Here is a 17,636-nt window from a genome sequence, read left to right as displayed (position 1 = left end):
ACGTAATACGCCCTGCGGGGGTTCACGTATTGCACATGATCGCCCGCGAAGTCGGGAGGGTCAGTCGATTTCGAAGTGCTGGTAATCGAGCGGGGTGCGCCAGTGCCCGCCCCACCGCCAGCCCCGGTCGGTGAACGCGCGCACGGCGGCGTCCCCGTCGTGCAGCATCCCGGGATCGGTGCGGCCGCGGTCCACCCAGGGACCGGCGTTGGCGGGTTGGAAGTCGCCGCGCCGGTCGATGTACGGGTTGAGTTTCGGGTTCACGTCCACCGCCCGGCCGTAGGCGTGCAGCGACCAGCTGCCGGTGCCGGGGATGTCGCGGCAGTTGAACGCCGAGGTGTTGTTGTCGCGCATCGAAAGTTCGTCGTAGGCACCGGGATAGCGCTCGACGGTGTCCATCTTCTCGATCGGATACCTTAAGCGGTGCAGTTCGGCGAAGACGTCGATGACCGCCTGGGTGACGTCTCGGTGCACCACGAGCCGGCCGCGGTGTGTCTGCCCGTCGAAGCCCACGTAATCCAATTCGACACGGCGCAGGGCGTCGGGGTCCAACGGGCAGCCCGGGCGCCACGTCGCCCCGAGATCGGCGGCGGTGACCGGATGCACCTGGGCGGCGCGTGGCCGCGGCGGGGCCGCGGTGACGGTGCGGACGGTCTCCGGGGACAGCCGCGGGGACGCCGCGATGGACGACCCCGTGGCCGGGTCCCCTGACCGCGCCGGCGGCTCAGGCGCCGACGCGCACTGCACCAGCACCGCCGTCATGACCGCCAGCGCGGCCGGCATCGCGAACCTCACCGCCGACCAACCTACCCGAGCCGACGTCGCGGTTAGCAGCCCTAATCAGTTCCGTTAGTTGAGCTTTCGAATTTGACGGCTTGGTCACAACATCGCCGTCATTCATGTGATGTGCGTCATGCCTGGGCTATATTGTGGGCGTCATCACAGAAGGGCGTGGTCATGGTCGGAATGGGTGAGGGCGCGATGGTCCCACAGGGTGTCGAGTCGCACCGCGCATCGCACGCGTCCAGTTCGGTCAATTGGGCGCTCGTGCTGCTCATGGTGGCGCTTTTGATCGCAGCGATCGCCGGCGTAGTGGTTGCGCTGTACAGCGGGCTGCCGACCGTGGCGCTGGTGATCGCGCTGGTCACAGGCGCGGTGTTCGCCGGAGTCGCGTGCTGAGCACGCGTTAGATCTGGCCGTGTCGTGGCGGCCTGACCCCAGACAGGGTGTGGCGGCCGATGTGCTGCAGTTTCCACCGCGTCGGGTCGTGCAAGGTGTGCGTGCGCGCGTCGCGCCAGTACCGGGACAGGTTCGCCGCCGCTGACGCGCTGCGGGTGCCGCCGAGCTCGAACAGTACGTTCGACGCCTCCAGCGAGGCCCGCACCGCCGCGACCTTCGCGACGGCCGCCGCGATCGACGCGGCCGCCGCCGTCTCGTCGGTGAGGTTCTCGGTCGCGGCGTCCACCTGCCGCGCCGCGTCGGCCAGCAGCGCCTGTGCGCCGCGCACCGTGACCGTCGCCTCGCCGGCGAGATGGACCAGGGTCGGATCGTCGGCCGCCGCGTCGACCCCCGCCTCGAAGTGCGGCCGGGCCCGGCCGGCCTGGCGCACCCCCTCGGCGAGCGCCCCCGTGGCGATGCCGACGTCGATCGCGGCGTGCCAGAGCTGTGCCCGCGCGCCGTAGGTGGTCGGGCCCGAGAAGATCGGGGAGAACGGGACGACGTGCTCGCCGGGCACGGCGACGTCGGTGAGGGTCACGGTGCCCGAGGCGGTGGTGCGCTGGCCCATCCCGTCCCAGTCGTCGACGACCTCCAGGCCATCGGCGTCGCGTTGCACGAACGCCAGCGCCTTCGGCGTAGATGCGGTCGGGGTGTGGCCGGAGCCGTCGGCCAGTGACGCCCGCACGACGACCCAGTCGGCGAACAGCGCGCCGGTGGAGTAGAACTTGCGGCCCGCCAGCGTGTAGTCACCGCCGGGCCGGCGCACCAGCGTGGTGGTGTCCACGTCGACGGGGTGCGGCCCGCGTTCGGACTGGGCGTTGGCGAACAACGCGCCCTGGCGCACGTGGTCGTAGAAGCAGGCCTGCTGGGCCGCGGTGCCCTGCAGCCGCAGCGCCTCCAGGAACACGAAGTGCGAGTGCGGGATCTGGGCCAGCGACGGGTCGGCCTGGGCCAGCAGCCGGAACACCTCGGCCAGTACCGCGGCGGGCGCGTCGGGACCGCCCAGACTCCGCGGCACCGACAGCGTCAGCAGACCGGATGCCTTGAGCGCCTTGACCTGATCGTGGGGCAGGGTGCGGTCGGCGTCCCGCGCGGCCGCGTCGGCGGCGACGTCGGCGGCCAGGCGTTCCGCGACGGCGATCGCCTCGCCGGGTGTCACCGCGCCGCGCCGAGGAACGGAATCGAGCCCGGCGCAGCACTTTTCACGTCCGGCGCGAACAGCCCGCGCTCGCGCAGCAGCGGCACCACGCCCTCGCCGAGCCAGTACAGCTCCTCCAGATGCGGATAGCCCGAGAAGATGAACTCGTCGATACCGGCGTCGGCGTACTCGGCGATGCGGTCGGCCACCTCGGTGTGGCTGCCCACCAGCGCGGTGCCCGCGCCGCCGCGAACCAGACCGACGCCGGCCCACAGGTTGGGCGCTATCTCCAGTGTGCGGGCGTCGTGCCAGGTGCCGTCGGCGCGATGGGCCTCGTGCAGGGCCAGCATCCGCTTCTGGCCCTCGGACTCGCTGCGGCCCAGCCCGGCCTGGGCGCTGCGCACGGTCTCCTCGTCGAGCGCACCGATCAGCTTGTCCGCCTGTGTCCACGCCTCGTCCGCGGTGTCGCGGGTGATCACGTGCAAGCGGATCCCGAACCGCACCTGCCTACCCTGCTTGGCGGCGAGCCGGCGGATCCATGCGATCTTCTCGGCCACCGCGGCGGGCGGTTCGCCCCACGTCAGATACACGTTGGCATGGCGTGCCGCCACCGGGCCGGCGGCAGCGGAGCTGCCACCGAAATACAAGGGCGGCAACGGGTTCGGCAGCGTCGGGATGGTCGCGTCCTCGACCCGGATGTGTTCACCGTCGAGGGTCACCGTCTGCCCGTCCCACAGCCGGCGTACCACGTCGAGGAATTCGTCGGCGCGGGCGTACCGGCCGTCCTTGTCGAGATGGTCACCGAACGCGCGCTGTTCGTGGGCCTCGCCGCCGACCACGACGTTGAGCAGGATCCGGCCGGGCGCGTGCCGGGAGAACGTCGCCGCCATCTGCGCCGACAGCGTCGGGCTGACCAGGCCCGGCCGGAACGCCACCAGGAACGCCAGCGACGTCGTCTCCCGGGCCAGCAGCGCCGCCGTGATGAACGCGTCCTCGCACCACGCGCCGGTCGGGATCAGCGCACCGGTGAAACCGAACGTTTCGGCGGCGCGCACGATCGAGGCGAGGTAGTCGATCGACGCGTCGCGATCGCCGCGGGCCGCGCCGGCCGGCGTGCCGTGTCCTCCGCCGACGATCAGCCGGCTGTCTCCGTAGGTCGGAAGGAACCAGTGCAGTTTGATCGCAGAAGTCACCACGGGATGGTCCCCGCCGCGCGTCCGGCGCTCACGGGTTTACCTCACCGCGATTGGAAGCCCCCGAGGGAAAGGGGGCGGCGGGTCAGTAGCCGAGCCGCAGTCCGACGGCCTTGGCGGCTTCGACCATCAGGAAGATCATTACGGAGAAGAGCAGCGCGACGCCCCAGCCGAGCAGTGTGATCGGCGCCGAGTGGAACCACGCGTTCATGAACGGCGCGTAGATGAACACCAGCTGCAGCGCCAGCAGCGCGGCGGCCATCCGCCACACCCACGGGTTGCCCCGCAGGACGGCCGGACGCAAGCTCGATCGCGACACGAACCGGCAGTTGAACAGGTAGGCCAGCTGACCCATCGCCAGCATGTTCACCGCCGCGGTCTGCGCCACCGGCAGCGGATAGCCGTTGGCCCGGCCGATGAAGAAGATCGCCAGCGCCGCACCGGCGACGAGCACCGACACCAGCGCGATCATCGATACGTCGGCAAGCCGGACCACGGGCTGCGTGGCCGGCCGCGGCGGCCGGGTCATCAACCCGTCCTCGGCCTTCTCGAACACCAGCGCCAGTGCCAGCGTCACCCCGGTGACCAGGTTGACCCACAGGATCTGCACCGGCTGCAACGGTAGCGCGAAGCCGAACAGCACCGCCACCAGGATGACCAGAGACTGAGACCCGTTGGTCGGCAACAGGAACAGCACCGACTTGCGGATGTTGTCGTAGATCCGGCGGCCCTCTTCGACGGCGCGCTCGATGGTGGCGAAGTTGTCGTCGGCCAACACGATGCCGGCCGCCTCCTTGGTGGCCTCGGTGCCCTTGACCCCCATCGCGACGCCGATGTCTGCCCGGGTCAGCGCGGGCGCGTCGTTGACGCCGTCGCCGGTCATCGCGACCGCATCGCCCTCGGCCTGCAGCGCGCTGACGATTCGCAGCTTGTGCTCCGGACTGGTCCGGGCGAAGACGTCGACCTGGTTGACCACCTCCCGCAGTCGCGGCTGGCTCATGGCCTGCAGGTCGGCTCCGGTCAGCGCCGACGGCTCGCCCTCGGCGCCGATGCCCATCTCGCGTGCGATGGCCTTGGCGGTGCCGACGTGGTCACCGGTGATCATCTTCACCCGGATTCCGGCGCTGTGGCAGTTGGCGATCGCCTCGATGGCCTCCGGGCGGGGCGGGTCGACGATGCCAACGATGCCCAGAAACTCCAGCCCGCTGTCGACGTCCTCGATCGCGACGCCGTCGGCGGTGCCGGCGGGGCGCCGTGCCGCGGCGAGCACCCGCAGCCCCTGATGGCTGAGTTCGTCGACGCGCGCGTGCCAGAACGCGCTGTCCAGCGCTTCGGTCACACCGCCGCGAAGCTGTGTGGCCGCCCTTTCGAGCAGGCGGTCCGGAGCGCCCTTGACGTGCAGCCACCGTTCCCCGTCCGGTGCTTCGTCGAGGGTGACCATGAACTTGTGTGCCGACTCGAACGGGATCTCGGCCAGCCGGCGCATGGGGCGCCCGATACCGGCCTTGTGCGCGAGCGCGCGCAAAGCCCCTTCGGTCGGCTCACCGACCACCCGCCAGTGACCGTCGACCTCCACCAGCCGCGAGTCGTTGCACAGCGACATCGTGACGATCACCGCGTTCAGGTCGGGGTGCGCGGCCAGTCCTGCTGCGGCGCCGTCGAGTTCGAGATCGCCGTGCGGGGCGTAGCCGGCGCCGGTGACGGCATAGCGGTGGCGTGACGTGATGACGGTGCGCACCGTCATCTCGTTCTGGGTCAGGGTGCCGGTCTTGTCCGAACAGATCACGTTGACCGACCCGAGCGCTTCGACCGCGGGCAGCTTGCGGGTGATCGCGTTACGCCGCGCCATCTGCTGCACGCCGAGCGCCAGGGTCACCGTCACCACCGCCGGCAGTCCCTCCGGGATGGCCGCAACCGCGAAGCCGATCGCTGCGGAGATCAGGTCCTCGATGGAGAACTGATGGATGACCCTGCCGATGATCAGCATCACCGCGGCCATCGCGAGGATGAGCACCGACAGTTGGCGGCCGAACTGCTCCAGCTTGCGGGTCAGTGGCGTGTCGATGCCCTCGACCTCGGAGATCATCGTCTGGATGCGCCCGATCTCGGTGGCCGTCCCGGTCGCGGTCACCACGCCGACACCGGTGCCCGCAGCCACGATCGTGCCTGAGTACACCATCGAGGTGCGGTCGCCGAGACCCACATCGGACTCGACGTGGGTGACCCTCTTGGCGGTGGGCACCGACTCACCGGTCAGCGCCGACTCCTCCACCCGCAGGTTGTTCACCTCGAGCAGGCGCAGATCGGCAGGGATGCGGTCGCCCGAACCGATCCGCACCACGTCGCCCGGCACCAGGGTCGCGGCGTCGACATTCGTCCACTGTCCGTCGCGCAGCACCCGCGCCGACACCGACAGCATCTCGCGGATGCTGTCGAGCGCCTTCTCGGCCTTACCCTCCTGCAGGTAGCCCACGACGCTGTTGATGATCGCCGCCGCGCCGATGACCGCGGCATCGATCCACCCGCCCAGGATCGCCTTAAGCACGGCGGCGGCGATGAGGATGTAGATCAGCACGTTGTTGAACTGCGCGAGGAAACGCATCAACGGCGAGCGGTGAGGGGGCGCAGGCAGCCGGTTGGGGCCGGTTTCGGCGAGTCGGGTCTGCGCGTCCACCGAGGTAAGGCCGGCGGCGGTGGTGCGCAGCGCCGCCAGGATGTCGGCTCGGCTGCGGGCGTGCGCCAGCCCCGCGAAATCGGCCTCCTCAGCTACCCGCTGGACGTCGGCCGTGGTGGTTTCTCGCGCCATACCCCGATGCTGTCGGCTCGGCGGCCGGGCTGCAACCGGCGGACCGCAGGCTCAGATCATGTCCCTGCGGGTCAGCCAGCGCATGATCGGCCAGCCGATGAAGACCGGCAGCCAACAGGTCAGGATCCGGTACAGCAGCACCGCGGGCACCGCGACGGCCGCGGGTACCCCGAACGCGGCCAGCCCGCCGATCAGCGCGGCCTCCACCGCGCCGACGCCGCCGGGGGTGGGTGCCGCCGACGCGAGCGTCCCGCCGATCATCGTGACGATCGTGACGGTGACGAAGCTGGCGTCGCCGCCGAACGCCTCGATGCTCGCCCACAGAGCCAGTGCGCCACCGAGAGTGGTTGCGGCGCAGCCGATCACGATCAATGCCAGCCGCCGGGGTTCGCGGGCCAGTGCGAACAGGTCGTTGACGACCTCCTCCAGACGCGGGCGCACCGCGGTGGCCAGCCAGTGCCGCAGCTTCGGCACGAACAGGAAGATCCCGACGGCCCCGAGCGCCGCGCCGGCGACCAGGTAGATCACCGTCGCGCTCGGCACGAACCGCGACAGGTCCGCCGACACCCCGACCAGCGCGCTGAACAGGATCAGCAGCGTGATGTGGGTGATCACCTGGACCGATTGCTGCAGCGCCACCGCGGTGGTGGCCCGCAGCGCGCCGAGCCCGGCCTTCTGCAGGAAACGGGTGCTCAACGCCAGACCGCCGACACCGGCGGGCGTCGTCGTCGCGGCGAACGTGTTGGCCACCTGCATGATGGTCAGGTCGCGGAAACTGACCAGCCGGTCGGCGCACGCCCACAACGCCGCCGCGGCTCCGAGGTACTTCAGCGCCGACACCGCCAGACCGGCCAGCGCCCACCACCAGTTGGCCGACCGCAGCTCGGAGAAGAACACCGGCACCGAGCTGATGAACGGATAGGCGACGTAGACCAGTGCGACCAGCAGCACCATCTGGATCACCTGGTTGCGGGTGAACCGGGTGATCGTCGCGGTCTTGATCTGGTCGGCGCCGGTCTGGTTCTTCACCTCGTCGCGCACCGCCGACATCACCGCGGCGGCGTCGGGCACCGAGTTTCGCAGGCGTTTCGGGACGGCCGTCTTGGTCAGCCGCCGCGACGCGGCGAGTACCGGCTCGAAGCCGAACACCGTGATCGCGGCGGCCACCGCCTTGCCGACGCCGTACAGGTGCGCGGTGGTGAGCAGGAGCGCCGCGATGTCGCTGTGCAGGTGCGCGTCCGAGGCGCCGTACTCGGCGTGGGCGAAACCGCCGAACAGCGGGGTGCCGTCGACCACGGTGACGGACTTGGCGCGCAGGTCGCCGTGCGAGATCTGCTGGCTGTGCAGGACGCCGAGCGAGTCCCACACGCGGGCGACCGGGGTGTCGGCGGCGCAATCCTGCAGCGGTGTGCCGCGGGCCGGCTTGTGCGCGTACACCGTCCAGCCCCGGTCCAGTGTCGCGACCGCGAGCGGGGTGGTGTTGGCCATGCCGAGGTTGCCGACGGCCAGCGCCATCAGCGCGCGGTGTTCGACCGCGCGGCGCATCGAGGTCTGCAGCGGCGCGGTCTCGCTGTCGCGCAGCCGCAGCTTGCCCCAGAACTGGCGCAGGAAGCCGCCCCCGCGTTGGTGCGGTCCGTACAGTTCGACGATCGCGGTGCCGGGCACGGTGCCGGCGGGCACATCCTCGGTGGCGTCGAGCATCATCGGGCCCCGCCCCGCCGGCCGGACCACGTTCAGCGCCGACGCCCGGAACCCGCGGCGGGCCATCGCCCGCACGGCCCCGTCGAGCGGTACTTCCAGCGCCGGTGTGCCGACGACGAGCACCACCAGCGCGCCGACGAACCAGCCGACCGCCAGGCCCAGCAGCGAGCGGGCCGGTACGACGGCACTGACCACCAGATGGATCGGGACGAACGCCAGCAGCAGCGCCCACCACCAGCGCCGCCACCGGGCGGGAAGCCACGGACCCGACACCGTCAGCACGGCGGCGAGCATCGCGATCCACCGCGGATCGTCGAGGAACTGCGACAGCACGGTGTCGAGGCGGTCGTTGAGGTCCAGATGCCAGCGTGGCGCCGCGATGCCGTTGCCGGTGATCGACAGCGAAAGGATCGCGAGCAGGCCCGCCGCGGCGTACGCGCCGAGCAGCTTCCACTGCCGGGACAGGATCAACCCGATCAGGATGATGAACGGCAGCGCCAGGATCGCGACGCCGTAGATGAGGTAGACGGTGTTGGACTGCGCCGGACTCAGGACGCCGACGATCTCGGAGATCGACCGCTCCAGCGCCTCCCACTCGTAGCGGGTGATCAGCGAGCTGGTCACTACGACCACGAGGAACACCGCGGCCAGTGCCAGTCGCATGATGTCGTTGGTGCGGCGGGTCAACGGCTGCAGAAGGCTGCCTGTGACAGCGACGTCCTGCCCGTCAACTCGCATATGTCAACGATCTCTTTCGATTGGCTGCAAGCCGCCATCGGCTCACCGACAAAATAGCGACTGTTCGGTGACGATCGGTACACGCGCGACGGTGCTCAGCGAATGGTCACGTAATACACCTTGCCGACGACGCGAAGTTCCAGTCCGTCGTCTCCGCCCTCGTTGACCCACTCGGTGACGTTTCCGCCGGTGTGGATGCCGACGACCTCGGCCTCGGCGAGCGGCGCGCTGCCCAGCTTGTTGACGATCACGCGGTTGCCCTCGGCCTGCAGCCGGCTGATAGTGGACTGCGCGTCGCCGGTGGCCGTGGGGGCGGCAGCGGCGGCGCCGGCCAGGCCGAGCGTGGCGGCGGCCAGAGTGGTGGCGATACCCGTGGCGATCCCGGCGGTGGTGGTCAGGTTGCTCATGTCCGGGGAAACCGGCCGGCCGGCGCGGGCATTTCCGTTGGCAGCAATTGGCCGCGCCGTGGCAGAAAGCGATCACCGAGATTGCGTCTGCGGTGCGAAAAAGCGTGAAATGACCGCGTGGAATGCGATTTCGGCGGAGTTGTGGGGAAGGCGATTTCGGCGGGGTCAGGGGCGGGTGCGCAGCTGCTGGGCCAGGCCCGACGCGCGGGTGGCCCGACGGTCGATCGCCTCCCGCACCGAGGCCTCGGTCCCGACGACGTGCACGCGCTTCTTGGCGCGGGTGACCGCGGTGTAGAACAGCTCGCGGGTCAGCAGCCGGGACTCCGGCGGCGGCAGCAGCACGGTCACCTCGTCGGCCTGACTGCCCTGGCTCTTGTGAATGGTCATCGCGAACATCGTCTCGACCTCACCGAGCCGGCCCGGCGCGAACCGCAGGGCACCGACGTGGGCGCGCAGCCCGTCCGGCGAGGCGACGACGACGCCGGTGTCGCCGTTGTACACCCCCAGCCCGTAGTCGTTCTCCGTCACCAGCAGCGGCCGGCCCGGATACCACTGCGCCCACAGCGGCTGCCCGGTGGTCTCGGCCAGCCAACGTTCCACCTGACGGTTCCAGTGCGTCACACCGAACGGCCCGCGACGGTGTGCGCACAGCAGCCGGTGACTGTCGAGCACCGCCAGCGCCGCCCCGGCGTCGCCGAGCAGCGCCGCCCGGCGCAGCTGCTCGGCGCGGGACGTCAGCGTGGGCCGCAGCGGGCCCGCGGCATCGTCGGTGTCCAGCCACGCCACCGCGTCGCCGCCCGCGCGCAGCACCGCCAGCGCGGCATCGGCGTCGCCGGCGCGGATCGCCTGCGCCAGCGATCCGATGGTCTCGCCGTAGCGGTGCGGCGTCTTGAGCTCGACCACCCCGGCGCTGCCCAGACCGTCCACCAGGTCGGCGAGCACCGCGCCGGCGTCCACCGACGCCAACTGGTCGGGGTCGCCGACGAACAGCAGCCGCGCGTCCGGGCGCACCGCCTCCAGCAGCCGCGCCATCATCGTCAGCGACACCATCGAGGTCTCGTCGACGACGATGACGTCGTGCGGAAGCCGGTTGTCGCGGTGGTGCCGGAACCGTGACGACGTGCCCGGTCTGCTGCCGAGCAGCCGGTGCAAGGTGGTGGCCCGCAGGCCCGCCAGCCGCTTCCGATCGACCTCGGTGAGCCTGCCGAGCTCGTCGTGCACCGCGTCCTGCAGCCGGGCCGCCGCCTTGCCGGTCGGTGCGGCCAGCGCCATCCGCGGCGGCGTGCCGCCGGCCACCTCGGCCTGCTCGGCGATCGCGGCCAGCAGCCGTGCCACCGTCGTCGTCTTGCCGGTGCCGGGCCCGCCGGTGAGCACCGTCAGCGATTGCTGCAGAGCAACTTTGGCGGCGGCGCGCTGTTCTTCCCAGCCGTTGGGAAACAGCCGCTCCAGGCCCGGGACAGGTCCGCGCGGCGCGGCGGCCAGCAGCGCCAGCACGTCGTCGCGGACCTGCTGTTCCTCCCGCCAGTACCGGTCCAGGTAGAGCAGGTCGCCGTGCACCCGCAGCACCTGTCGGTCGGCGAGCGCACTGGCCCGCACCGCGGTCAGCCACTGATCCGGTGACGGCCACGGCAGCTCCGGCATTCCGGCCTGCCCGGCGATCGTGCGCAGGTCGACGCACACCGAGCCGCCGCGCAGCGCGCGCACCGCCAGCGCGACGGCCAGCGCCACCCGGTCGTCGTCGTCCCGGACCAGGGTCGTGAGCCGTTGCGCCACCTGTACATCCGCGGGTTCGAACAGTGCGGCGAACGCGTCGACGGTCATGCGGCCGCCGTCCCGGCGTCCAGCAGCTCCGACAGGGCCTCGACCAGCGCGGCCGGCGGCCGCCAGCTGAACACCCCGGCTGGATGGCCGTCGACGGTCGGGGTCTGCGGACCGCACATGCCGCGCACGAACAGGTACAGCACCCCGCCGAGGTGCTGCTCCGGATCGTATCCGGACTGACGCCACCGCAGGAAGCGGTGCAGCACAACGCAATACAACAGCGCCTGCAGCGGGTAGTCGGAGTGCAGCATCGCTTCGGCCAGCCGGGCCCGGCCGTAGTCTGCGGCGGTCAGCGGGCGGGACGGATCGCCCAGCCAGTTGGTCTTGTAGTCGACCACCAGGTAGCGCCCCCCGATCCGCAGCACCGCGTCCAAAGACCCGGTCAGATAGCCCTTCAGCGACTGGGCGGCCAGGACGCTGTCGGTCAGCCGGTCGGCGTAGGGCGCCAGCGGGTCGCCGGCGGGCAGGTGCTCGGCGAGCAGCCGGCCGACGTCGGCCAGGGTGATCGACGGCGTCGAGGACCGGCGGTCCCCGCCGGCGAGCGGGAACTCGAACTCCATCTCCCGCAACCGGTCCCGCAGCCCGATGTCGCGCAGGGTGACTCCGGGCGCCAGCGGTCCGAGCGGGGTGTCGTGCATCGGTACGAGCGCGGCGGCAAGCTCCGCGGCCGGCACGTCGACGGGCCACCACAGCGAGTGGTCGCCGATCTTCGCCTCCAGCTCGGCGGCCAGATCGGGGGCGAACGGATCGGCGGTCTCCAGCACCGCGTGCACCAGCGTGCCGAACTTGGCGCCCATCGGCAGGTCTGCCATCGGGGACGGCATCGGCTCGCCGGCTTCGGCCGGCTCCTGCACCGGAACCTCACCGGTCTCGTCGTCGAGTTCGGCGACCTCGGGCTCACTGGTCACCCCGGCGCCCTGCTCGGCCTCCACCGCCCGGATGAGGCCGGAGTACGACGTCCGCCGCCACGACGTGTCGATCTGCCGGTGAAAGTGCCGGACGTCCAGATCATCTGGCGCAGTGGGCAGCTCGACCTCGACCGCAGGCGCGATGACCGACTCCTCCAGGGCAGGTCCGCCCGCGTCGGACCAGGCGCGCAGCAGCGCCATCGCGTCGGCGTCGTCGATGCGGGGCGGATCGCACCGGTCGGGCACGGCGGCCTCGCCGGGCGCACGCCCGCGGAGCAGCCGGGACAGCCCGCCGTTGGGTTCGTCGTGGGACGGCGCCCACCACGCGACCACCTGGGACTGCGCGCGCGTCATCGCGACGTAGGTCAGGCGCACGTCATCGCCGGCGGCCTCGCGCCGGCCCTGCTGCTGGGCCGCGGCGTGGTCGGGGCTGAGCTCGCCGCCGATGTGCAGACAGCGGACGTCGCCAGCCGGTGTGGACTCGTGGAACGTCACCACGTCGCGGGTCTGGACGTTGCGATTGAACGCGAACGGCAGGTACACCACCGGGAACTGCAGGCCCTTGCTCACCCACACCGTCATGATCTGCACGGCCGCGGCGTCGCTGTCGAGCCGGCGGTTGCGTTCGGGGGCGCCGCTGCGTTCGTCGCGCTGGGTGCGCAGCCAGTCGCGCAGCGCCGGCAGGCTGAAGTGCTCGCGGTGGGCGACGGCCTGCAGCACCTGGGTCAGGTGCGCGAGGTCGGTCATGTGCCGCTCACCGTCCACCCAGGACAGCACCCGCTCACCCATGCCGCCCAGCGAAGCGGCCTCGAACACCGCGGCGACCCCGCGTTCCCGCGCGAAATCCGCCCACTGCCTGAGTGTCTCGGCGACCCGATCGGTCAGTGTGTCGTCTTGGGCGGCAAGGGTTTCAGCGGTCTCGCCGAAGAACATCGTGGTGGCCGCGGCGCGCACCAGCCCGGACCGGTGCGGCTGGTCGAAGGCCTCCAGCAGGCACAGCCAGTCATCGGCGGCAGGGCAGGAGAACACGTCCGAGTCGCCGGTGTAGACCGCCGGGACACCGGCAGCGGTGAGTGCGTCGAAACACGCGTGGCCGTCGCGGTGGCTCTCCACGATCACCGCGATGTCGCCGGGGTGCAGCGGGTTCCCGCAGAACGTCGCGCCACCGGCCAGCAGCGCGGCGATGTCGGTGGCGAGGTCCTTCGGGATGTGCCGGCGGAGCCGGTCGATCGGAACGGGTTTGTCGGGATGGGTGCCGAACTGGTCACGGCTGACCACCCGGAGCCGGAACGGCGCGTTGTGCGGCGCGCCCTGCAGGCGGTGCTCCTTGTGGTGGGCTTGCACCCGGTGCACCACGATCCGCGGATCGCCGAGCTGCGCGTCCCGCATGACCGCCTGCAGGCTCTCGACCAGCGGGCCGTCGCTGCGGTAGTTGGTGCCCAACGTCTTCTGCTCGCCGGCGGTGGAGGCGGCGTGCAGATAGGTGACGATGTCGCCGCCGCGGAACGCGTAGATCGCCTGCTTCGGGTCCCCGATCAGGATCACCGTGGCGTGGCCGCTGAACGCGCGGTCGATGATCTGCCACTGCACGGGGTCGGTGTCCTGGAACTCGTCGACCATCACGATCGACCAGCGCCGCCGCATCCGGGCCCGCGCGGGGGAGTCCTGCGGCTCCAGCGCCCGGGCCAGCCGGGAGAGCAGGTCGTCGTAGTGCAGGATGCCGAGCCGGCGTTTGCGGGTCTCCAGTTCGGCGCAGACCGCGCGGGCGAACTGGACCCGCACGTGCGGGTCGAAGCCGGGCGGCGGGTCGGCGGGCCGTAACTCGGTGTGCGCGTTGCGGACCACCTCGTGGGCCAGGTTCAGCGCCGCGTCGTAGGACAGCAGCGGCTCGTCGCGCTGCTGCCCAAAATGCGCCAGGTACAGGTCGTCGACGATCTCGGTCACCAGGTCGTCGAGGCTTTCCACCAGCTCCACGCCGGAGTCGGTGTCGCCGGCGACGCCCAGCGAGCGCAGCACCAGCTGACAGAACTGGTGGGTGGTGGCGATGGTGGCGGCGTCGAAACCGGCCAGCGCGTCCCGGAGCCGCTGCCGGCGGTCGGCCAGTTCCTCGGCGGTGCCGTCGAGAAGGTGGGCGAGGACCTCGTTGTCGGCGGCGCCGGCGGGATCGTCGAATGCGCGCACCGCGTCCACGATCTGGCGGCGCACCCGCTCGCGTAGTTCCTGACTGGCGGCGCGGCCGAACGTGATGAGCAGCATCTGGTCCAGGGTCGCCACGCCCTCGGCGACGTAGCGGGTGACCAGACCGGCGAGCGCGAAGGTCTTGCCGGTGCCGGCGCTGGCCTCCAGCACCGTGGTGGTGCGCGGGGCGGGCAGCGGGCCGAGCAGCTCGAAGGGCTCCGTCACGGCGGTGTCCTCTCGGCATGCAGCAGCGGTGACCACAGCCGCGCGGCGAAATCGGGCAGGCCCGCCTCCACCAGACCCGACAGCGGGAAATTCGGACCCCACACCCGGACGTGGGCGCGGTCGGCGTCCTCGCCGGGAAAACGACCGGACCGCCACTTCCAGCCCGCTTCGCGCATTGGCGAACCGCGGTGGTGCTCGGTCTCGGCCCAGGCGTAGGACGTCTTGAGCGGCAACGGGATCGGGGCTCGGCGGCCGGCGTCGTACATCGCGACCAGATCCCGCAGCACCTCGACGGCGGAGTCCGGCGGGCCGAGCAGCCGCTGCCTGACGGCGCCGTCCCTGCCGCCCCGGCTGTTTCCCCGGCCGATGCACACCGCGGTCCAGTCGGTGCCGGGACGGTGAACGGTCAACGCCACCAGGCGGATCCAGGACTCCAGCAGGTGCCGGCCGTCGAGTTTGGAATACGTGACGGCCACCATGTGGTCGCCGTACAGGCGCGGCACGGTGCCGGTCAGCCGCCGCGACGGCCCCACCGCGACGTCGACGTCGACGGCCCGCGGGTCCTGGGTGCGGTGACGCTGTGCCTCGGCGGCCAGGGCGGCCGAGCGCGCCGCGATCTCCTGCGCCTTGCGCCAGCCCAGCCGGCCCGGCGGCAGCGAGCCGCGCCGCCATTCCGCCTGCTGCGCATCGGCCGTGCTCATGCCCCGCAGCATGTCGTCGAGCATGCGGTCGCCGATCTTCCATTCGGCCAGCGCGTCGATCTCCACGGGCATCGCGTCCTCGACTGCGTCGACATCCCACGGCAGCGTGTAGTCCAGCGCGCGGAAGAAACCCTTCACCGGATCCTTGAAGAAGCCGACCAGCTCATCGAGGGCGATGTCGGCCGGGGGCGGGGCGGGCAGCAGCGCACCGAGCAGCCGCGGCCGCTCGTCACGGTGCCCGGCCGCGGCCCGGGCGGCGGTCAGCGCGGTCGGGTCGAACGTGAACGGCAGGTCAGGGGGCATGCCGAGCCTGCCCGGGGTGACATTGTCGATGTCGAAGGGCTGCAACGGATGTTCGATCAGCACGTGGTCGCGCACCGGGGCGGTGGTGGTGAGGTCGAGGGCGTCGAGCAGCTCGATCACCGGGACGGCGGGCGGTTTGCGCTGACCGCTCACCTCGTCGGCGCCCGTGTAGGTGATCACGAGTCTCTCGGTCGCCGCCCCGACCGCGTCGAGCAGCAGCTGCCGGTCCTCGGCGCGCAGGTCACGCTCGCCGGTCATCGGGTCGCGGGCCAGCACGTCGTCACCGTCGACCACGCCGACGCGCGGGAACACGCCGTCGTCCAGACCCACCAGGCACACCACCCGATGGGGGACCGAACGCATCGGCACCATGGTGCAGACGGTCAGTGTGCCGGTGCGGAAGTTGGCCCGGGTCGGCCGGCCCGCGAGATGGCGGTCCAGCAGCGCCCGGACATCGGAGAGCCGCAACTCGATCCCGGCATGGGCGCCGGCGACGGTGCGGATGCCGTTGAGCTCGCGCTGGACCTGAGCGGTCTGCCACAGGTCGGCATCCGACACCGCGGTCAGCATGTCCAGCCCGTCCGACAGCCGGGTCAGCCAGCTGCTCAACGACGCTGTGCCCGTGAGTGATTCGACCACCCGGTGCAGACAGTCGACGTAGTCGGCCAGCCGGCCGGCCAGTTCGACGCGGTTGCTGCTGACATCGTCGAGCGGCAGCGTGGTGTCCAGCCAGGCGCGGGAGTCGTCGGACATCGCCACGCCGGCCAGCACCCGGTCGACGCCGAACCGCCAGGTGTTCTGCACGAAGTCGACGCCGTAGGGGCGGCGGTGGTCACGGTCGAAACCCCAGCGGATGTTCGCCTCGCGCACCCAGTCGCCGATCGCGTCGAGGTCGTCGTCGGAGAACCGGAAGCGCTCCCGCACCGGCGCGGCCTCGGCCAGGTTCAGCACCTCACCGGCGGTGGCGCGCCCACCCGCCAGCCCGAGCAGCTGGCGCGCGACGCCGAGCAGCGGATTGGTCTGCGTCAGCGCCCGGTCGGCGAGCTTGACCCGCAGCCGGTGCGCCGGATGGGCGTCGGTGACGACATCGCCGAGGCCGAAGCCGGCGACGATCAGCGGGGCGTAGGTCTCGATGTCGGGGCACATCACCAAGATGTCGCGGGGTTCCAGGGTGGAATCGTCGGCGAGCAGGCCGAGCAGCACCTCCCGCAGCACGTCCACCTGGCGGGCGGCGCCGTGGCAGCTGTGCACCTGCACCGACCGATCGCCACCGCGATACGAACGATCTTGCGGCCGCACCGAATTCGCGATGAGGTCGGACTGCAGCCAGCCCAGCAGGGTGTCCGGCCGGCCGGCCGGGCCGACGGTCTCGTCGGTCCCGACGTCTGCGGGCAGCCCGCGCTGCAGTTCACGCAGATCCCGCCCGAGGGTGGCCAGCAACGGATGCCCGACTCTGCGGTGCGAGGTGTCGGTTCGGCGGGCAGCGACGCCGTGGATGTCGGCGAGCGCATCCCACAGTTGCGCGCTGGGGTGCGGCAACCACAGGTGCAGCTCGTGATGGGTGCTTACCGCGTCCAGCAGCTCGATCTCGGTGACCGGTAGCCGGGTGTGCCCGAACAGCGACAGCCGCTCCGGCAGCTCGGTGGCGGAATGACGCAGCCGTGCCACGGCTTCCGCCTGGCGGACGTGCGGCGGGTCGGCGGCGACGGCGCGCAGCAGTGCGCGGTAGAGCTCGGGCTGCCACTGCAGGTCCTCGTCCAGATCTTCGGTGCGGCCGTCGATCCAGTCGATGAGCAGCTGCGGCCGCTGCCGGGCATAGGAGTCGAACAGGCCGGCGAGGCGGCGTGCCACGGCGTACCGCCGGCCCTGCCGCAGTGACCTCTCCTCGCCGTCGGCGAAGTGGCCGAGGTGAGTGGCCAGCGTCGCGCACCAGGGTTCGGCGATGCAGCGGTCGATGACGTCGAGCAGCGGCCACACCATCGCCTCGGGAGACCACGGGTCCTCCTCATCGGTGCCCGTCAGCTCGGCGATCAACGACCGCGGATGGCGAAACGTGATCCCCGCGCAGATACCGTCCTCGCCGGCGCCGCGGCCGAGCAGGTGGGAAAGGCGCTGGCTCAGCCAGCGCTCGGTGCCGCGCGCCGAGACCAGCACCAGATCCTCGGCGAACGGGTCGGCGGGTGGGCTGGCCAGCATCGCGCCGAGGCCGTCGGCTAGCAGGTCGGTGCGGTCGGCCCGGTGCAGGTGCAGCGCCATCGTGGGTCAGCCTACGACGGCGGCGGTCGCCCACGGGATCGCG

The 17,636-nt window shown here is 71.3% G+C and carries 10 protein-coding genes; 1 reads left to right on the top strand and 9 read right to left on the bottom strand.

All coding sequences use genetic code 11. The features are described 5' to 3' along the window. Positions 1-60: 60 nt before the first annotated feature. Positions 61-783 (bottom strand): M15 family metallopeptidase, encoded by a 723-nt coding sequence (locus ACTWP6_RS08470; RefSeq protein WP_260757947.1) that lies wholly within the window; start codon positions 781-783, stop codon positions 61-63. 174 nt (positions 784-957) lie between these two features. On the opposite strand from ACTWP6_RS08470, the gene ACTWP6_RS08465 reads away from it, so the two are divergent. Next, positions 958-1,179 carry a hypothetical protein gene (locus ACTWP6_RS08465; RefSeq protein WP_260757142.1) on the top strand — a complete coding sequence of 74 codons (222 nt, stop codon included), beginning with the start codon at positions 958-960 and terminating at the stop codon, positions 1,177-1,179. Between the two features lie 7 nt (positions 1,180-1,186). On the opposite strand, the gene ACTWP6_RS08460 is transcribed toward ACTWP6_RS08465, so the two are convergent. From ACTWP6_RS08460 to recC, 8 genes are all read right to left on the bottom strand, one after another. Continuing rightward, complete coding sequence (locus tag ACTWP6_RS08460; RefSeq protein ID WP_260757143.1) at positions 1,187-2,377, bottom strand: SfnB family sulfur acquisition oxidoreductase; 1,191 nt, start codon at positions 2,375-2,377, stop codon at positions 1,187-1,189. Beyond that, positions 2,374-3,549 (bottom strand): LLM class flavin-dependent oxidoreductase, encoded by a 1,176-nt coding sequence (locus tag ACTWP6_RS08455; protein WP_260757144.1) that lies wholly within the window; start codon positions 3,547-3,549, stop codon positions 2,374-2,376. Before ACTWP6_RS08455 ends, ACTWP6_RS08460 begins: the two co-directional genes overlap by 4 nt. Positions 3,550-3,634: 85 nt before the next feature. Beyond that, complete coding sequence (locus tag ACTWP6_RS08450) at positions 3,635-6,355, bottom strand: cation-translocating P-type ATPase (RefSeq protein WP_260757145.1); 2,721 nt, start codon at positions 6,353-6,355, stop codon at positions 3,635-3,637. A 51-nt stretch (positions 6,356-6,406) separates the two neighbouring features. After that, a complete protein-coding gene (locus tag ACTWP6_RS08445; RefSeq protein ID WP_260757146.1) occupies positions 6,407-8,794 on the bottom strand; it encodes a lysylphosphatidylglycerol synthase transmembrane domain-containing protein in 2,388 nt (795 codons plus the stop codon). Between the two features lie 95 nt (positions 8,795-8,889). Then, positions 8,890-9,201 carry a hypothetical protein gene (locus ACTWP6_RS08440; RefSeq protein ID WP_260757147.1) on the bottom strand — a complete coding sequence of 104 codons (312 nt, stop codon included), beginning with the start codon at positions 9,199-9,201 and terminating at the stop codon, positions 8,890-8,892. A gap of 165 nt (positions 9,202-9,366) precedes the next feature. Next, positions 9,367-11,022: an exodeoxyribonuclease V subunit alpha gene (gene recD / locus ACTWP6_RS08435; protein WP_260757148.1), complete on the bottom strand. Its 1,656-nt coding sequence runs from the start codon at positions 11,020-11,022 to the stop codon at positions 9,367-9,369. Beyond that, positions 11,019-14,333 carry an exodeoxyribonuclease V subunit beta gene (recB, locus tag ACTWP6_RS08430; RefSeq protein ID WP_443187360.1) on the bottom strand — a complete coding sequence of 1,105 codons (3,315 nt, stop codon included), beginning with the start codon at positions 14,331-14,333 and terminating at the stop codon, positions 11,019-11,021. Before recB ends, recD begins: the two co-directional genes overlap by 4 nt. After that, positions 14,330-17,593 (bottom strand): exodeoxyribonuclease V subunit gamma, encoded by a 3,264-nt coding sequence (gene recC / locus ACTWP6_RS08425; protein ID WP_443187359.1) that lies wholly within the window; start codon positions 17,591-17,593, stop codon positions 14,330-14,332. Before recC ends, recB begins: the two co-directional genes overlap by 4 nt. Positions 17,594-17,636: the final 43 nt, after the last annotated feature.

Origin of the sequence: Mycobacterium sp. 4D054, from assembly GCF_052245755.1 — a bacterium.
GTDB lineage: Bacteria > Actinomycetota > Actinomycetes > Mycobacteriales > Mycobacteriaceae > Mycobacterium.
The sequence above is the reverse complement of the archived record's forward strand: the minus strand, read 5'-3'. Positions and strand labels throughout refer to the sequence as shown.